Genomic DNA, 17,745 nt, shown 5'->3' on the forward strand with positions numbered 1-17,745 from the left:
AAGATTATAAATCTTTATCCATGAAAATATTTGAAATTTACATATTGCGTCAGATAAGTCGATCATTTTTCATAGCATGCTCATTTGTCATTTTTATCGCATGGACAATACAAGTTTTACGACAGATCAACCTTATATCGTATGATACTGAAAGTTTAACTGTTTTATTTAAAATATCCTATAATATTATCCCAACAATTTTCCCAATGGTTATTCCTTTTTGTTTCGCAATGGAAAGCACTAATATTCTGACTTCCATGAATAAAAATGCAGAACTTCTTATTGTTGATAATACAGGAACATCGCGCATTACACTTATAAAACCTGTTTTACTCTTAGCTACCCTCTTGAGTGTATTTTTATTCATATCAGAAAACAGCCTAGAACCCAAATGTCGCGCTATAATCAAACAAATAAGCGCAAGAGCGCAATTAACCCTTTTATTTAGCGCTTTAGAAGAAAACTCATTTTTCGAAATTAGTGACCAATTATATGTAGAAATTTCAAAATATAATCGCAATAATACCTTACAAGGAATTTTTGTGGTGGACGCACGTAATACTCAAATGCACAACATATACTATGCATTAAACGGATTCTTAGATTTAGATAAAAAATCTATAATCCTACAAGACGGTGAAACACATCGTAAATCACCTTTATCCAATGAAATATCAATTATAAAATTTAAATCTTATACTTTGGCGATGCAATCTCCCAATTCCACACAAACCATTGCACTCAAAGCACCAGAGCACAATCTATCCTTCCTTTTAAATCCAGACCCCAATAATCCTAGCTATCAAACAGGACTTATAGGAACATATCGTGCAGAACTTCATAAACGATTGACGCAATGGTTATTCCCTATAATATTTGGGCTCATTTCCATAATCGCAGCTGATAAAAGAGGATCTATGCGTCAACGATCAAAAATACACCCTATATTTATATCATTATCTATGTCTTTTGGATTTTTCGGAGGATTTTCTTATATCATAAATGGTATTGAGAAAAATCCTGGGTACATTCCATTGTTATATCTATTCCTTTTTTGTACATCCAGTACATTTATCTTTATGATTCAGAATAAATATACAAAAATATAGCAAGATAATTCATTATATTACTGCAATATTGGAGATTTTATGCCAGGGATTTTATGGAAGTATTTTTTTAAATATTATTTGAAGAATACTTTATACTTTTTATTAGCAATCACCGTATTAATTTTCGTTATTGACCTCAACGAAATACAAACGCGAATGGGTGGACTTCCTAAGTATGAAACATCTTGGGGGATCATACTAGTCTTCACGCGCGTACCGTTAATAATCCAACAAGTCATTCCATTCATAATCTTGGTTGCTAATATAGTTGTTTTTTTTAGACTCAATAAAACCAATGAATTAATTGTCTCGCGTGCCATAGGAATTTCCATATGGCAATTGCTTGCCCCTTTTGCCACTGGATCATTTTTGATAGGAATATTTATAATATTATTTGTCAATCCAATTTCTATTACAGGAGAAAAAATAGGGAATAATATTATAGAACAATGGCAAAATAATGATAATAAAAAATCAAAAATAATCCCTTGGGCTCATCTGAAAAATCCCCAACAAGAAATTTTTGTAGGAGCAAAAAAAATAATTCCAGGGAAAAATATATTGAAGGATGTCTCCATCATTACTGTTGATAAAAAAAGCAAAATCATTCACCGACAAGATGCTCATCATGCTATTATAAATAATAATGAAATTTACCTTAAAGACGTTTTTGAATATCAGTATGATACCGCTCCAATTTTTAGAGAATCAATGGTCCTAAACATCCCTATTAAAATTAATGGTTTTCAAAAAATATCAGAACAATTTTTACCTTATTCTTTCTATGATATCGTCAAAAAGATTATTTTTTATAATGAATCTAATGTTTTTCTTAATCATCGTTTGGAAACTCAATTCTATTTTCTCATCTCTATACCATTTATGCTTGTGGCTATGACATTGATCGCAGCTTCTGTGTCTTTAGATTTTAACAGATCTAATCAGCCTCGCATTATCATCGCATATGGAATATTTGCTGGAGTTATGCTTTATACTATTATAACACTTATGAAATCACTTGGGAAAAATGGCACTCTCCTTCCCTATGCTGCAGCATTAATTCCAATTGTTTCCACGGTATCCCTTAGCATATTAATTCTTCTGAAAAAAGAGGATGGTTAAAGTTGCGATATAATTACAAACACTGGCTTAGTATAATAGCCTTCCTAATGTTTAGTCTCATTCTCACAAATATCGAAGGAGAAATTCCCGCAGATACAAAGGTAATCCCAAATGATATTCCTCAAAACAATGGCAAAAAAACCATTAGTAATGCAGAAATAACAGTATCTTCCGACGATATGTTTTTTGATTCAACAAACAAGACTACAACTGCTATTGGAAAAGTAAAAATAAAATACAATGGTTATTATCTTACCGCCCAAAAAGTAATATTGGATCAAAAAAAACATAGAATTATTGCTAGTGGCAATATTACACTTATTGATCCTAATAAACATCTCATATATGCAGAATATATGGATATAACTGATGATTTTACAAACGGCATCATTAAAAATATCACTATAAATCTCCCTAATAAAAGTTATTTGACCGCTTCAAGCGCTGAAATGATTGACGGTAAAAGAACTGTTTTTGATCAAGGAACATATACTGCTTGTGCTAGTTGTTCTCAGGGGGAAAAACCTCTTTTTTGGATGGTAAAATCTAAAAGAATTGTGCTTAATAGGGAAGCACATACTATTCGCCTAGAGAAAACACATTTAGAGATTTTCGAAAATTCTGTAATCTATCTTCCAATTATCGAAATCCCAGATGAAACCGTGAAACGAAAAACAGGATTCCTAACACCAATATTTCATTCTGGAACAGATCAAAAATTTGGATTTGGTATACCTTACTATGTAGTGATATCTGATAGCGCAGATGCAACATTCACTTTTTCTCCTTATCCTACAAAAGGTTTTTTAAGTGAGATTGAACTGCGCAAATACTTTTATGATGGCACACATATATTAAATGCTGCTCACATGTATAATATATTTAATATTAGTAAATATCCTTTAGCAACACGTCACCAAGCAATAGTTTCATCCATGGCAAAATTCCAAATAAACCCCACATGGAATTTTGGATGGACACTAACAGCACAAACCCCTGGCCTGCATTATTACAACTATTATTCAGAACCCCTTTCCATAAGAACAAGGATAAATGAGGTATATTTGCATGGGAATAAGAAAAGACATGATGTTGATCTACGAGCATTACACTATTACATCCAGGAGCCATTATCTTGGCACGAAAAACAATTCCCACAAGCTAATATTTATCCTTCCATAAACTATAACTATGTTAATGCTCAATATCCTCAGCGCCAAAAAATATCTATTACTGGTAATTTGACCGCAATATCTCGTGCAAAAACAACAACAAGTAGTATCAATGCAAACGATTATTATCCAGAGATATGGGTCCCTTCCGGTTCAAATAAACGATTAAGTCTAGAAGCAGACTGGAGAAGAGCTTTTATAGGACCTTTAGGAACAATTTTTACCCCTATTGCAAATGTGAAAGGAGATCTACACTACCTTTCTTTTGAGAGAGATCATGTGAATCATACGCTAAGAAACAATCCAAATTTTACTGCACGCAAAATGCTAACTGCAGGGTTAGATGTAAGGTATCCAATTGTAGCTACCACTCAAAAATCACGCCATGTTTTAGAGGGAATAGGACAAATATACGCATCCACAGATGAACAATATATCACCAAAATACCTAATGAAGATTCTCAAAGCCTTGTACTTAATTCGGCATCCCTTTTTACACAAAATAGATTTTCTGGCTTTGATCGCACAGAAGGCGGAAGTCGCTCTAACTTAGGAATTCGCTACACAGGAAATTTTAATAATCTATTTACAATTAATGGAGTATTCGGGCAATCGATTCACATGCTTGGAACAAATTCTTTTTCTGTTCCTGACTCCATAGGTATAGGGGAAAACTCAGGACTTGAGGATAAATTTTCTGATTACGTTGGAGCAATAAGTATATCTTTCCCTCACAACATCATGCTTTCTACTCAAAATTTGATTAATAGCAAACATTGGTCTATACGCCGTACAGATACGAATATTAACTATACTATGAATTCATTCCAATCGAATTTCAGCTATACACATATTCCTAAATATCCTGTATATCATTACGATATTACGAGTGATATTATTCAATCCAATGTAAAATTCAAAATAAACGATTCTTTTTCTGCGAATGGATCATTAAGATGGAATATACATAATCGTGAAACAATACCGTCTCATTCAATTGGATTAACATATCAAAATGATTGCGCTACTTTCAAAATTTCTTATACCAATCTACCGTCAGCAAACAAGAGTGATTATAAAATTACAGCGGAATTATCACTCCGAACTATTGGAGAAATCAGCACATCTTCTTCATTATTTGACGGATCTGGAGGATACGTATAATCTATAAGTATGCGTTAAAAAGTATGCGTTAAAATTGCAATATATGCATTCAATACAAGGTATCTTAAATGATCTTCAATTTTTTTAGTTCATTGAACACTTTCATCAAAATGTTCATAACATATTTTATGTTTATCGTATGTGTTATTTCTATTACTTCATCTCAATCTTGGGCAATATCTAGTCAAATACAAATTACAGTGAATGGAGAAGCAATAACTGATGGTGATATCGCAAGACGCATAGCTCTTTTAAAACTTGAAGAAATCAACGGAGAATTGGGAAAAAGAGCAGAACAAGAACTTATAATGGAAACTTTAAAGAGTCAGGAAATAGCAAAATATGGAATGATACTAAACGAAGATACTATTAACTATTTTTTTGCACAACATGCTAGAAATAATGGAATGTCCGAAAAGGATTTTATCTCTCTTTTAAATGAAAAAGGCGTTGGTGAAAATCACTTCAAGAAGTATCTTGCGATCCAATTAACATGGGGTGATTTTATCAAGAGAGACTTTATGTTTAAACATCAAAATATTGAAAGAGAAATGCCACCTAATATACAAAAAATGAAAAATAATACCCGTGTTCACGAATATCTTATAAGGATAATGATTTTTTCAATACCTGATGACAAAATAAAAAATGAAGACTTCATTAATAAAAGAATGGATGAAGCACAAGAATCACGATTCAAATTTCCAAAAGATTGTAATAATATTGAAAATTTTGCTTCTAAGATACACGATGTATCGGTTAGCAAACCCCAATATATTGTAGAATACGATTTAAATCCTCGATTACAAGAGCTTTTAAAAAAGGAAGAGAATAATACAACTGATCCCTATGTGACAGAAAGAGGTGTAGAATACATAGCTATTTGCAGCAAAAAAGATTTAAATGGCGAAATTGCTTTGCAAGAATATTTTAAGAATCATAATATCCCTACAAAAATGGAAAAACACTCAGAAGAATACATGGAAAAATTACGTTCAAATGCAAATATCCATTACTACTAATAGGTTAAATATATTTTATGGATGAATATTTTTCCCCTTTACCGTTGATTCTTACTCAAGGAGATCCGGCAGGCATCGGTCCCGATATATCACTAAAAGCATGGAAAGATCGTAAGACAAAATCAATCCCTCCCTTTATTTATGTTGGAGATCCGGATGTCCTTAATATGCGCGCTAAACAACTTAACCTTGATATTCCTTTGTATGAAACAGATTGCAAAAATGCAGTTTCAGTTTTTAAAAAAGCATTGCCATTTATAAGTTGCCCATGTGGAGTGAAAGTTGTTGCGGGAAAACCAAATCCTCAAACAGCATCTAGTACCATTTCCAGTATTGAAAAAGGTGTATTCCTTACTCTGTCCGGCCAGGCACTCGCAATAGTTACCAATCCGATTTCAAAGTTTTTGCTATACCAAGAAAACTTCAAATTCCCTGGACACACAGAATTTTTAGCTGAATTAGCAAAAAAAAATACAGGCATTACTTTTAATCCAGTAATGATGTTATGTGGACCACAATTACGCACTGTACCAGTAACAATCCACATACCGATTACAGAAATTCATCATACACTCTCAACAAAAAAAATTATAGAAACATCTAATACCGTACATAATTCTCTGAAAAAATATTTCGGCATAAACCATCCTCGTATTGCCATATCAGGTCTTAACCCACACGCAGGAGAAAATGCAACTATTGGTCTAGAAGAAAAAAACATCATTGCTCCAGCCATTTTACATTTAAAAAATGATAATAAAGATGTTGTCGGCCCTCTTCCCGCTGACAGTATGTTTCATGATAGTGCACGCAAATGCTATGATGTCGCTATTTGTATGTATCATGATCAAGCGCTTATTCCGATAAAAACTCTTAACTTTAATCAAACAGTCAACATCACACTGGGTTTGCCCTTCATACGTACCTCTCCTGATCATGGCACAGCCTTTGATATTGCAGGAAGTTCTCTTACTCAAGAAGAAAGTCTTGTTTTTTCCCTTAAAATAGCCGCACAACTCGGATATCAAAAGAATTTATGCAATGCCCCTAAAAAATAAACCTTACTCTTTAAAAAACATTCTTTTCCATCATGCAATTGTTCCACATAAAAAAATGGGACAAAATTTTCTTTTTGATCTTAATATTCTAAAAAAAATTGCAGAAATATCAGGTCCATTACATGGAATAACTGTCATCGAAATTGGAGCAGGACCAGGCAACTTAACCCAAACTCTTTTAACATTAGGAGCAGAAAAAGTTATCGTTTTAGAAAAAGATCCACAGTTTTTCCCAATTTTAAAAAATCTCTCTTTGCAATATCTTAATCGATTGGAAATCATACAAGATGATGCATTAAAAGTAGATTTCAAACAATTTTCAAACATATCCTCCCCTACACGCATAATCGCAAATCTTCCATATAATATTGGAACACGATTATTATTTAACTGGATTACTGCAGATACTTGGCCTCCTTTTTGGGAATCATTAACTCTTCTTTTTCAAAAAGAAGTAGGGAAACGCATCACAGCCTCTCAAAACACTCCTCATTACGGAAGACTAAGCGTTCTGAGCAACTGGAGAACAAAAACCAAAATGGTATTTGATATTCCACCTCATGTGTTTTTCCCTCCTCCTAAAATAACTTCGACAGTTGTTCATTTTACTCCTCGTTTAAATCCTATCCCCTGTTGTTTAGAATCTCTCAAAAAAGTCACGCAAGAATCTTTCGGGAAAAGACGCAAAATGCTAAAACAAAGTTTGAAAACATTAGGAGGAGAAAATTTATTGCGCCAAGCAAATATAGAGCCTAGCCTCAGAGCAGAAAATATTTCAGTAGAAGATTTTTGCCGTATCACAAATATATTTGCTCAAAATAAAAATACTCAATGATAAAAAGTTGTTATACTTATTTAATTTTATAGTATGACTATAAAAATCATATAATCTAACATGTTACATCTAAAGTACTAAACGCCATGAAGATTAGAAAACTTTCTGATAAGATCATTAATCAGATCTCAGCCGGTGAAATCATTGAAAGGCCAGCCATTGCCATCAAGGAGTTAATAGAAAATTCTCTTGATGCAGAGTCAAAATGCATTGAAACAGTAATTGCAGGAGGAGGAAAATCTTTCTTTCAAATTACTGACAATGGTTTTGGCATAGTATCAGAAGAAATGCCAATGGCAGTAAAACGCCACTGTACATCGAAAATATTAGATGATTTTTCCAATATTCGCACCCTTGGTTTTAGAGGTGAAGCGCTACCTTCAATAGGGTCCGTATCTAATCTTACTTTAATGAGTCGACCTTATCACAATGATACTGGTGCACAAATAACCGTTTCTGGAGAAACAATATCGCCTGTTCGTCCGGTAGCCATGAATCCCGGAACTATTGTAGAAGTACGAGACCTTTTTTTTACAATCCCAGCAAGGTTAAATTTTTTAAAAAGCGAACAAATAGAAACTAACTTAATCACTGATGTGATCAAACGCATGGCTATTGCCTATCCTACAGTAAGATTCACATTCTCAACGATCAAAAGCAATCGTTGTAAAATAGATTTCAAATCTACCAATGGTGATTTTTCCAAGCGTATTTCTCAAGTTATTGGAGAAGATTTTATTAATAATGCAGTCGAAATTAACGAAAAATCGAATGAAATTAAGTTAAAAGGATATACAGGAATTCCTACTTTCAATAGAGGAAATACAAGTCAATTATATTTTTTTGTCAATGGTAGAATAATTCACGATAAATTTATTCTTTCGACTATTCGAATGGCTTACGCTGAAACTATACCATTAGGAAGATATCCTGTTGCTGTTCTTCTGTTGGAAATTGAACCAAGACAAATAGACGTCAACGTCCATCCTGCAAAGTATGATATTCGTTTTCGCAACCCTAAAATAGTGCGTAATTTGATTATTCAAAGCATTCAAAAAGCAATAAATAAAAAAGTAATATCTACTTCTTCCATTATATCTAACAAGATGATTGCTTCCTTTCATCAAAATAATTCAGAACAAATTCATCCGTATAAACATGAAGATTCATTGCATACCAATAATCAAGAAAAATTTTTCCTCCAAAACAAGGACATAGATATAAAATATTTAGTTCCGAAAGATAATATCACATATTTGTTGGACAATGATCCTGTTGAAGAAAATGATAAATCGCAATATCAACTTGGAATAGCATGTGCACAAATTCATCAAAACTATATTATTTCGCAAACCTCTGATGCATTAGTCATTGTAGATCAACATGCTGCACACGAACGAATTGTTTTTGAAAAAATGCGCAAAGATTTTTATAACGAAAACATTCCTTCACAAACATTATTAATTCCAGAAATAATAGATCTTCTTGAAGAAGAATGCACTCTCATCATAGAACATCATGAAAATCTACGCCGATTAGGAATCACAGTTGAACGTTTTGGCCCCAATGCTATTGTTGTCCGTGAAATTCCTGCAATTCTCTCTAAAAACAATATATTAAAACTCCTGCGAGATATTGTTGATGAAATTATAGACAATAATACAACACATAATGTAACAGATAAAATGGAAAAAATACTTGCAACTATAGCTTGTTATGGCTCTATCCGTTCAGGTAGAAAAATGCAATACACTGAAATGAATCAATTATTACGAGAAATGGAAAAAAGTACTAATAGCAGTCAATGCAATCATGGACGTCCTACTTTTATCAAATTACAATTATCTGATATAGAAAAATTATTCGGGCGTTGAAGGGAAATAATATTTACATATCAAGATCAAAAGAAGGTTGGCAATATGAATAATAAAGTTGATGAGAATGAAGCACTACTAAAATATAAAGATGGAACATTCGAAATTATACGCCCTGGAACATATGTCATATGCGCTGTCACAGGCAAACGTATTCCTCTAACAGAATTGTGTTATTGGAGTGTTGATAGACAAGTGCCTTATGCCAACGCAGAATCCTCTTTAAAAGCAGAGAAACTAGCGGGTATAATTCTTGATTAAAAACACGATTTTTTATTATTCTTATAAAAAGAGATAAAGGTCATTTCAATTAAATCCGCAATATTATTTGATTCTTCAAAAACAATATCGACTTCAACAACTATACTTTTGGATAAAAGTTCTTGAGCTATTCCAGGACGTTTATGTAAGCGCATCGCATCTTTCGCAGTTGTGACTAAAATAAGATTATCACGTTGAGCTTGATCAAGAATATGCGCTATCTTCTTACTTTTAATATGAGCATGATCTCCAAAAGAATAATGTTTTTCAACAAGTGCACCTAATTGTCTCATAGTAGTAAAAAATTTTTTTGTATCAGCAATACCAGAAAACGCAAGAACCTTCTTTCCAGAAAAGTCAAATTTCAAACGTGGTTCTAATTTAGCAAAATAAAAGGGCTTATTCTTAATACTAGAAACTACATTTTTTGTATTGCCAACATAAAGAATAGCATCAACATACGAAAGTTGTCTTGACAAAGGGACTCTCAAGGGGCCAGCTGGAAACACCAAGCCATTTCCCAATCCACGATGGCAATCCACTACTATCAAAGAAAAATCTGCGTGCAAACTAGCAGAATGGAAACCATCATCCATAATAATAATATCTACCCCTTCTTGGAGTAGCATTTGAACTCCTCTTTTCCGATCACTTGTAACAACAGTAACTGCTAATTGAGCGAGCAACAAAGGTTCATCCCCGACATCACAGGAATCATGTTTTTCCAAATCAACAAGAAGTGATGTTTTAGATTTTCTACCATATCCGCGTGATAAAAATCCCGGCTTGATATTTTTATCAATAACAGCTTTCGCAATAGCCAATGCGGTTGGAGTTTTCCCTGTTCCTCCCATCACAAAACCACCAATACAAAGAACAGGTATAGGAGCACGAAAGCGTTGACCATTTTTCATTAATATCGATGAAATAAACGAATAAATCAAAGATATAGGATATAACAATAACGAAAGAAAACCCCGTGGTTTCCACCAAAACAAAGGAGTTTTTATCATATACAATAGCCCATGAAACTAACCTTACGTAAATATCTTACAATCTATGTGAATTATGAAAGGAAAAATTCCTTGTACCTTTCACTTATCAAAAAATAGAAATCAAATACTTTCTTTTTTAAAAGAAGGTGCTTTGGAAAATAACTGATTTTGAAAAACCAAAGGATTAATATAGGGATCCAAAGAGTGTAACGTAATATCAAGAGGACCCTGCATTTTTTTAACCTCGTTCATAGCAGTATTAATCATTTTATACCGTAATTTTGATTGAGAAAGTAATGAGTATACTGTATTGGCTAATGTTTCAACTTCTTCTACCATACACACAGAACCAGAAGAAACCATTTTTAGATAAATATCGTGAAAATTTTCTACATTTGGACCAGATAAGACGGCACAACCAAGCATAATAGCTTCCAACGGATTCTGTCCTCCAGTAGCACAAAAAGAACGACCTATAAAGGCAATTTCAGTCATACGCAAATAAAGCCCCATCTCACCAATCGTATCTCCTAAAAAGATATCAACGTCTGCATCTAACGCATCTCCTCTGGAACGCCGCGCTACTTTAAACCCTTGAGCTACAAGTATTCGTTCTACCAAATCACAACGCTTCGGATGACGCGGTACGATAATAGTTAAAATATCTTTACGATATTTAATAAAATTATGAACATATACCGCAACATCTTCTTCACCTTTAAAAGTTGAAATTGCTGCCCAAGTACATCGCCCTTCAATTGCTCTTTTATACAAAGAAAGAGCTTCTTGATCATATGGTAAGGATTCAGCATCTATTTTCAAATTACCAGATACAACTAATTTTTGCACTCCTAACTCTTGATAGCGTTTAAAATCACATTCCGATTGAACCAAGACCAATGAAAATTGACGGAACAATTTTTTAGCAAAAGAACGAAAAAAACTCCAATTTTTAAAAGAACGAGAAGACATCCGTCCATTGACAATAATTTGTGGAATACACCGACGAGATAATTCAAAAACCGTCAATGGCCATATTTCTGATTCCGATAAAATCATACAATCTGGATTCCAATATTCTAAAAAACGTGAAAGAGAACACTGTATATCCAATGGAGCATACTGATAAATTGATTCTTTATCCAAATATTGTCGAGCTACTCTAGCAGAAGTAACTGTTCTCGTCGTTAACAAAACATTAATATTACGCTTTCTTATCTCTCGAATAAGTCTAACGAGTACTACCGTTTCTCCAACACTCGCGGCATGAAACCAAATAAGAGGTCCCATAGGACGTTCAACAGTTGGATAACCTAATTTTTCTACTAACCTTCTTTTTTTTTCCTTATTGATGAATAATCTGTAGAAAAATAGAAAAAGCATGAATATCATGCCACCCAAACGATATATTACTAAAAGTATATCACTTAAAACAACAGCCACTCAGATTATTCCTTTGCATGTCAAACGTTCTTGGATACTAAAAAATAAGAAATAATATCAAAATAGCACTTAAATATGCTCTATTCTTTTTCTACTTCACAATGTGGGAAACGAGTAATATCTACAACGAAATAGCGCATTAATGCGTTATCAACCGTTTGCTGAGATTTTTCTTTCCAAGCATCATACGCATTAGAATAATTGGGGAATATCCCAACGACATCTATCTCATGAGGATTGCGAATTTTTTTCTGTTTTATGTCTTCTAATTCTCCTCCAAATACCAAATATAAAACTTGTTCTTTCTGGATATTTTTAACCATAATTATTCCTTTCTACTCCTTATGATCTTTTTTTTGCTTTATAAAAACCCCTATAAAGTTGATAAATGCTGCCTGAAAGATGAAAAATGACATTTAGAAGAAGCAAATAATACTTTATGCAGTACTTGAGAACGGTTATATGTTAAAAAATTACCATCTGCATCAACTAATACACCGCCGGCACATTCAATTAACAAATCAGCGGCAGCAAGATCCCAATCATTGGCATTTCGATTCACAATAACAGCATCTATTTCTCCATTTGCAACCATTACTAAACGCAAACACAACGAAGAAATAGAACTTTTTCTCTTGAAATTAACATGAGATTCCAAGCCTTTTAACAAAAAATCAGCTGCCATAATCGTTAAACTATCTCCTGTTTTAGGAGAAGAAACAGATATTTTTTTGCCATTGAGAGTTGATTGCATACCAACAGAAACAAAGAACTCTTTTCCCAGAGCTGATGCATGTACTACACCGACTACAGGACGCCCACGATGTACAACTGCAACGCTAATACACCATTCTTTTTTTCCATCAATAAATGCCCTTGTTCCATCAATCGGATCAACTATAAAAATGGTTTCATAATTCAAGCGCTGTAGGTCATCATTCATTTCTTCCGACAACCATCCATACGAAGGACGCAACGGTCTTAAAAAAGATTCAAGATAATCATTAACAGCAATATCAGCATCACATACCGGAGAGGAGCCGTCTTTTTTCCAAACATTAGGAGAATGAAGAAAATACTTCATAGCTACCGCACTAGCTCCCTGAACAGCAGATCTGACTATATCAAGATCCTTTTTCCATTCATACATACAACCCATATCCATCAAACATAATTATTCCATACTAATAATAAATTTATTCCATCTAAAATACTATTTAATATTCATATTAATCGATAAAAATATCTCTAATTTTTAGCAACATCACGTAGGATTATAAGAAAAAAAATGGATCATTGTATCTCCATATATCCGCTTTTGGAGAAATTGAAACGCAGATCCAACCGATAGAAAAATTCCAACATTTTCCTCTATAATTACTAAAGAACCAGATTCTAACCATTTTTCTTTGTCTATTATATCAAGCGCTTGTTGCGCTAATCCTTGGCTATAAGGGGGATCTAAATACAATAACTGGAACGGTTTTAGATTTCTGATTTTTCCCAAATGCAGAACATCACGAAAAAAAATACCACAATTATTTTCTACCCCTAATAGTTCAGAATTTCTACGAATTAATCTTATGCTTTCAGGACTATTATCAATAAATAAAACATAATTACAACCACGAGACAACGCTTCAAATCCGACAGAACCTGTGCCTGCGAACATGTCTAGCATACGCGTAGAATCCAAAAAAGAAGGGTAAACATGCGTTAAAATATCAAAAACAGCTTTTTTCGTCCGACTATTGCTAGGACGAATAGACCCATTTTTAGGCGAACACAACAAACGTCTTTGAAATTTACCTCCAATAATGCGCATTTCACCAACTTTTATTATCTAAAAAATTATTACTACATGAATGATTTTTTTCTTTCTTTATGAAAAAACAAAATTTTAGAATGCTCAGGAAATTAATCTCATTCATTTTTTTGTACTTCTTCTACGTGAAGGTCTTTTGGAGGAGGAACTAATACCGCGTGAAGATACGCGATGACATTCTTCTTTTTTCTCATCATCAGATAGAACAGGAGCATGAAAACCTTTTGCCATCCAAACATGAGAAGAAAAATTCCTTCTTTTTATTGGAGCAACAAAGTTTTTTTTCTTTACAAATTCATCCCTAAGCCCACTATTTTTCTTTATTTTTACAATATCATCAGAATCTTTACTTATATTCGGAACATCTCGAATAAATGGTTCATATGAATAAACCGGAGCATCTAAATTAACTCTTGCTTCTTTTAAAAGATTGGATCCTAATTGTTCGCATAACATTTTTTTGGAAACTTCTTTAGTATTTCCCTCCAATAATTCTCCCAATTGAAAAGGACCATATGAAATACGAATCAGCCGATTTACTTTCCAATTAAAAAATTCGAAAACCTTTTTTATTTCCCTGTTTTTTCCTTCACGTAAACCTACTCTTAGCCAAGAATTAGAACCCTTTTGACTATCAATTGTAACTTGCATGTCTCTATAACAAACACCTTGAACAACTATACCTTTTTTGAGCAAATCAAGTTTAGATTGATCTATTTGCCCATAAACACGTACACGATAAACACGCAACCATTGCGTTGAGGGTAATTCAAGAACGCGAGCAAGCCCACCATCATTGGTAAGAAGCATAAGCCCTTCTGTATTGATATCAAGACGACCCACCGAAACAACACGAGAACTAATCCCTGGCAAGTTATCAAATACAGTCGAACGCCCATCTGGATCAGAATGAGTCGTCACTAATCCTATAGGTTTATGATATAGCCACAAACGTGTTCTTTCCGCTTTCCGTATCGGGACACCATCAATTTCTATATTATCAGTAGAAATTACATTTACTGCCGCTCTTTCTAGAACAACACCATTTAATTTTACTCTTTTTTGTGCAATCATCCGCTCTACGGCACGTCGAGAAGCTACACCCGCACGGGCAATCACTTTTGATACCCTTTCTGGCCTCAAACCTTCTTGTACAACTTGATTATCCTTCAAAAATTGAATCTCCTATTTGTTTTCTATATCATATTAGCCTATACAAGAGGCGTTTAGTAGCATATTTTACAATATAATTCATTTCCTATGTAAACATTATTACTTGAAAAAAATCATGCAGAATAAAAATGCTTTTATGTCCTTTGCGTTAGAAGAGGCACGAAATGCTGCGTTGCGCAACGAAGTTCCCGTAGGAGCAGTTGCTGTACTGAACAATAAAATTATTGGAAGTGCAGGGAATAGAAATCGTGAACTCCAAGATGTTACCGCGCATGCTGAAATATTAGCTATCCGCATAGCATGCCAAACATTATCACAAGAGACTTTACCTGATGTTGATTTATATGTAACTTTAGAACCTTGTACGATGTGTGCTGTCGCTATTTCTTTTGCACGGATCCGTAGACTTTATTATGGAGCTTCTAATCCTAAAGGCGGAGGAATAGAACATGGCGCCCAATTTTACACACTTGTAACATGCCATCATAAACCAGAAGTATATTCAGGGATATCCGAACAACAGAGTAAAAAGATCATTCAAGATTTTTTTAAAAAGAAACGCTAGATCAATTACTAGAATGATTCTGTAAAATACAACATATAAATTAAATGACAATTGAGTTATGAATCAAAATTTATTCCGCAAAAGTAGCGAAAGAGCAACCAATCGAAAGAAAATACTGTGACTACTTACTTTTACAACATTTATTATAAAATGGCTTTTTCTAACTCAAAGAATAAATCTCTACGCAAAAACACAGCACGCTATATAACTGATAGTGTGTTAATATAGTATCAAAATAGTGACCTTAAAAGGATAGACAACATTATGATACAAGAAACATCGTTACAAGAACAAAACATTGTAAATGCCATCCAAAGTTTTCAAAAAGGGGAAATAGTTATCATTACGGATGAAACCGACCGCGAGAATGAAGCTGATTTAGTACTTGCGGCTACACATTGTACATCCGAAAAAATGGCATTTATTATTCGTCATACTTGTGGAATTGTTTGCACACCCATGTCTTCTCAAAATGCGCGCAAACTTAGACTGAACCCAATGGTGTCAGAAAATGAGTCTATCCATAAAACCGCATTTACTGTCTCTGTCGATTCTAAACATGGCATCACCACTGGCATATCTTCATATGATAGAACGTATACTGTTAAAACCCTTGCTGATCCGCAAAGCACTGCGGATCATTTTGTCCGTCCAGGCCATATCTTCCCTCTTATATCTCGAGATGGAGGAGTATTAGCCCGTCCCGGTCATACAGAAGCATCTATTGATTTATGTAAAATATCAGGACTACCCCAAGTGGCGGTTATTTGCGAATTAGTCAACGATGATGGAACAATCAAAAAAGGGAAACAAGTAGTTGAATTTGCCAATAAATATAAGTTAAACATTCTTTCAGTTAGAGATTTAATCTCTTGGCAAAAAAACAAGAAACATTAGTTACATCTATCAGATCTCTTGCAAAAAATAGTATTAAAAAAAATAATTGAATTTTCACAGACTTTGAACCGATTATATTATGAATGCACGTTAATGCATTTGATTATAATTTAAAGAGAAAAATATCTTTTATGCTCAAAACGCCCGATATCTAAAAAAACATCATAATCTAGAAAAAAAATAAAACTCTATTGTTTTCATATCTATAAGATGGTCGACCATTAAAGTTGAAAATAAAATAAAAAGATAGTTTAAAGATTCCAAAAAAAGTTTTTTCGTAACAAAAACACCTTGATCTTCTTTATATAAAAACATACGCCATGCTCTTAAAACAAAATTATATCCTAAAAAGAACACTACGACTCCATACGTAATGCTTGCAAAACCAAGTACTGTTGGCAGAAAACCGCCAATAGAAGTCAAAATCGTATATACAAAAATATGAATTTTAGTTGTTCTTTCTGTAGCAACATTAGGTAACATAGGGATAGAAGCCCTCTGATAATCATCTTTACATAACAACGCTAAGGACCAAAAATGGGGCGGTGTCCATAAAAAAATGATTAAGAACATAACTAAAGACGCTATCGATATACTACCAGTCACAGAGGCCCAACCGATCATTGGAGGAATAGCACCTGATATACCTCCAATTACAATATTTTGCGGCGTAAGACGCTTCAACCAAATAGTATATATAACAATGTAAACAAAAATAGATATAAAAAGCAATCCAGCCGACAACCAGTTGATAAACAAGCCCATTATCATAATTGATAAAAATGCTAAAGAGATCCCACAAACCAAAGCTTCCCACGGAGCAATGCGACCTGTCGGAATAGGACGAGACGCCGTACGCGCCATCATTTTATCAATATCTGAATCGTAGTACATATTCAGGGAACCAGACGCACCCGCACCCATGGCTATAGCAAAAATACTAATTATACTTTTCAAAAAACTTATATGTCCAGGCGCTAGAATAATCCCAACGCAAGCAGTATATATAGCCAAAGACATAACACGTGGTTTAAGAAGAACAATAAAAAAATTAAGTCTCAATCCTTGAAAAAGAACCACCTTATCCTCTTAACTCATAAGATTAGTAATAAAACTATCATTATACTTAATTTTTTTATTATACTTCCGAACCATAGCTATTACTATCATAGCAAAAAACATTCCATAATTTAAACTATCATAAAAAATCACATAAAACCTCTATTATAT

The 17,745-nt window shown here is 33.5% G+C and carries 17 protein-coding genes; 10 read left to right on the plus strand and 7 right to left on the minus strand.

Going from position 1 to position 17,745, the window contains the following annotated elements; genetic code table 11:
* The first annotated feature begins 20 nt into the window (after positions 1-20).
* From G293_RS01525 to G293_RS01560, 8 genes are all read left to right on the plus strand, one after another.
* Positions 21-1,109 carry an LptF/LptG family permease gene (locus tag G293_RS01525; RefSeq protein ID WP_047264005.1) on the plus strand — a complete coding sequence of 363 codons (1,089 nt, stop codon included), beginning with the start codon at positions 21-23 and terminating at the stop codon, positions 1,107-1,109.
* A gap of 39 nt (positions 1,110-1,148) precedes the next feature.
* A complete protein-coding gene (locus tag G293_RS01530) occupies positions 1,149-2,231 on the plus strand; it encodes an LptF/LptG family permease (protein WP_047264006.1) in 1,083 nt (360 codons plus the stop codon).
* 47 nt (positions 2,232-2,278) lie between these two features.
* Positions 2,279-4,567, plus strand: coding sequence for an LPS-assembly protein LptD (locus tag G293_RS01535; protein WP_244464434.1), 2,289 nt, complete (start codon positions 2,279-2,281; stop codon positions 4,565-4,567).
* Positions 4,568-4,767: 200 nt separating this feature from the next.
* Positions 4,768-5,589 (plus strand): peptidylprolyl isomerase, encoded by an 822-nt coding sequence (locus G293_RS01540; RefSeq protein WP_244464435.1) that lies wholly within the window; start codon positions 4,768-4,770, stop codon positions 5,587-5,589.
* Between the two features lie 17 nt (positions 5,590-5,606).
* The gene (gene pdxA / locus G293_RS01545) at positions 5,607-6,647 is read left to right on the plus strand and encodes a 4-hydroxythreonine-4-phosphate dehydrogenase PdxA (RefSeq protein ID WP_047264009.1); all 1,041 of its coding nucleotides are present in this window, start codon (positions 5,607-5,609) and stop codon (positions 6,645-6,647) included.
* Positions 6,631-7,482, plus strand: a complete 852-nt coding sequence (gene rsmA / locus G293_RS01550; RefSeq protein WP_047264010.1) for a 16S rRNA (adenine(1518)-N(6)/adenine(1519)-N(6))-dimethyltransferase RsmA — start codon at positions 6,631-6,633, stop codon at positions 7,480-7,482. Before pdxA ends, rsmA begins: the two co-directional genes overlap by 17 nt.
* Before the next feature lie 86 nt (positions 7,483-7,568).
* Positions 7,569-9,356 (plus strand): DNA mismatch repair endonuclease MutL, encoded by a 1,788-nt coding sequence (mutL, locus tag G293_RS01555; RefSeq protein WP_047264011.1) that lies wholly within the window; start codon positions 7,569-7,571, stop codon positions 9,354-9,356.
* Between the two features lie 45 nt (positions 9,357-9,401).
* Positions 9,402-9,617 carry a DUF2093 domain-containing protein gene (locus tag G293_RS01560; protein WP_047264012.1) on the plus strand — a complete coding sequence of 72 codons (216 nt, stop codon included), beginning with the start codon at positions 9,402-9,404 and terminating at the stop codon, positions 9,615-9,617.
* Here the strand turns inward: G293_RS01560 and lpxK are convergent.
* The 6 genes from lpxK to G293_RS01590 form a co-directional block, all read right to left on the minus strand.
* Positions 9,614-10,630, minus strand: a complete 1,017-nt coding sequence (lpxK, locus tag G293_RS01565; RefSeq protein WP_047264013.1) for a tetraacyldisaccharide 4'-kinase — start codon at positions 10,628-10,630, stop codon at positions 9,614-9,616. The two genes, G293_RS01560 and lpxK, sit on opposite strands and share 4 nt — an antisense overlap.
* A gap of 102 nt (positions 10,631-10,732) precedes the next feature.
* Positions 10,733-12,004 carry a 3-deoxy-D-manno-octulosonic acid transferase gene (locus tag G293_RS01570; protein ID WP_200897318.1) on the minus strand — a complete coding sequence of 424 codons (1,272 nt, stop codon included), beginning with the start codon at positions 12,002-12,004 and terminating at the stop codon, positions 10,733-10,735.
* Positions 12,005-12,135: 131 nt separating this feature from the next.
* Complete coding sequence (locus G293_RS01575) at positions 12,136-12,378, minus strand: DUF4170 domain-containing protein (protein ID WP_047264015.1); 243 nt, start codon at positions 12,376-12,378, stop codon at positions 12,136-12,138.
* 50 nt (positions 12,379-12,428) lie between these two features.
* On the minus strand, positions 12,429-13,220 hold the full coding sequence (locus G293_RS01580) for a 3'(2'),5'-bisphosphate nucleotidase CysQ (protein WP_244464436.1): 792 nt from the start codon (positions 13,218-13,220) through the stop codon (positions 12,429-12,431).
* Between the two features lie 99 nt (positions 13,221-13,319).
* Positions 13,320-13,880, minus strand: coding sequence for a 16S rRNA (guanine(966)-N(2))-methyltransferase RsmD (rsmD, locus tag G293_RS01585; protein ID WP_047264016.1), 561 nt, complete (start codon positions 13,878-13,880; stop codon positions 13,320-13,322).
* A gap of 102 nt (positions 13,881-13,982) precedes the next feature.
* Positions 13,983-15,053 carry a pseudouridine synthase gene (locus G293_RS01590; RefSeq protein ID WP_047264017.1) on the minus strand — a complete coding sequence of 357 codons (1,071 nt, stop codon included), beginning with the start codon at positions 15,051-15,053 and terminating at the stop codon, positions 13,983-13,985.
* 115 nt (positions 15,054-15,168) lie between these two features.
* Between G293_RS01590 and G293_RS01595 the strand changes: the two genes are divergently transcribed.
* Both G293_RS01595 and ribB read left to right on the plus strand, forming a co-directional pair.
* Positions 15,169-15,618, plus strand: coding sequence for a nucleoside deaminase (locus tag G293_RS01595; protein WP_047264018.1), 450 nt, complete (start codon positions 15,169-15,171; stop codon positions 15,616-15,618).
* Between the two features lie 264 nt (positions 15,619-15,882).
* Positions 15,883-16,515 carry a 3,4-dihydroxy-2-butanone-4-phosphate synthase gene (gene ribB / locus G293_RS01600; RefSeq protein ID WP_047264019.1) on the plus strand — a complete coding sequence of 211 codons (633 nt, stop codon included), beginning with the start codon at positions 15,883-15,885 and terminating at the stop codon, positions 16,513-16,515.
* Positions 16,516-16,677: 162 nt separating this feature from the next.
* Here ribB and G293_RS01605 read toward each other — a convergent pair whose 3' ends face one another.
* Complete coding sequence (locus G293_RS01605; protein ID WP_047264020.1) at positions 16,678-17,595, minus strand: heme o synthase; 918 nt, start codon at positions 17,593-17,595, stop codon at positions 16,678-16,680.
* Positions 17,596-17,745 lie beyond the last annotated feature (150 nt).

The sequence above is a fragment of the Candidatus Liberibacter africanus PTSAPSY genome, from assembly GCF_001021085.1.
Lineage (GTDB): Bacteria > Pseudomonadota > Alphaproteobacteria > Rhizobiales > Rhizobiaceae > Liberibacter > Liberibacter africanus.

Excerpts from the sequence above, each read along its gene's own strand:
- G293_RS01525 (WP_047264005.1), top strand. The coding sequence starts at position 21 with ATGAAAATATTTGAAATTTACATATTGCGTCAGATAAGTCGATCATTT.
- G293_RS01530 (WP_047264006.1), top strand. The coding sequence starts at position 1,149 with ATGCCAGGGATTTTATGGAAGTATTTTTTTAAATATTATTTGAAGAAT.
- G293_RS01535 (WP_244464434.1), top strand. The coding sequence starts at position 2,279 with ATGTTTAGTCTCATTCTCACAAATATCGAAGGAGAAATTCCCGCAGAT.
- pdxA (WP_047264009.1), top strand. The coding sequence starts at position 5,607 with ATGGATGAATATTTTTCCCCTTTACCGTTGATTCTTACTCAAGGAGAT.
- rsmA (WP_047264010.1), top strand. The coding sequence starts at position 6,631 with ATGCCCCTAAAAAATAAACCTTACTCTTTAAAAAACATTCTTTTCCAT.
- mutL (WP_047264011.1), top strand. The coding sequence starts at position 7,569 with ATGAAGATTAGAAAACTTTCTGATAAGATCATTAATCAGATCTCAGCC.
- G293_RS01560 (WP_047264012.1), top strand. The coding sequence starts at position 9,402 with ATGAATAATAAAGTTGATGAGAATGAAGCACTACTAAAATATAAAGAT.
- lpxK (WP_047264013.1), bottom strand. The coding sequence starts at position 10,630 with ATGATAAAAACTCCTTTGTTTTGGTGGAAACCACGGGGTTTTCTTTCG.
- G293_RS01570 (WP_200897318.1), bottom strand. The coding sequence starts at position 12,004 with ATGATATTCATGCTTTTTCTATTTTTCTACAGATTATTCATCAATAAG.
- G293_RS01575 (WP_047264015.1), bottom strand. The coding sequence starts at position 12,378 with ATGGTTAAAAATATCCAGAAAGAACAAGTTTTATATTTGGTATTTGGA.
- G293_RS01580 (WP_244464436.1), bottom strand. The coding sequence starts at position 13,220 with ATGGATATGGGTTGTATGTATGAATGGAAAAAGGATCTTGATATAGTC.
- rsmD (WP_047264016.1), bottom strand. The coding sequence starts at position 13,880 with ATGCGCATTATTGGAGGTAAATTTCAAAGACGTTTGTTGTGTTCGCCT.
- G293_RS01595 (WP_047264018.1), top strand. The coding sequence starts at position 15,169 with ATGCAGAATAAAAATGCTTTTATGTCCTTTGCGTTAGAAGAGGCACGA.
- ribB (WP_047264019.1), top strand. The coding sequence starts at position 15,883 with ATGATACAAGAAACATCGTTACAAGAACAAAACATTGTAAATGCCATC.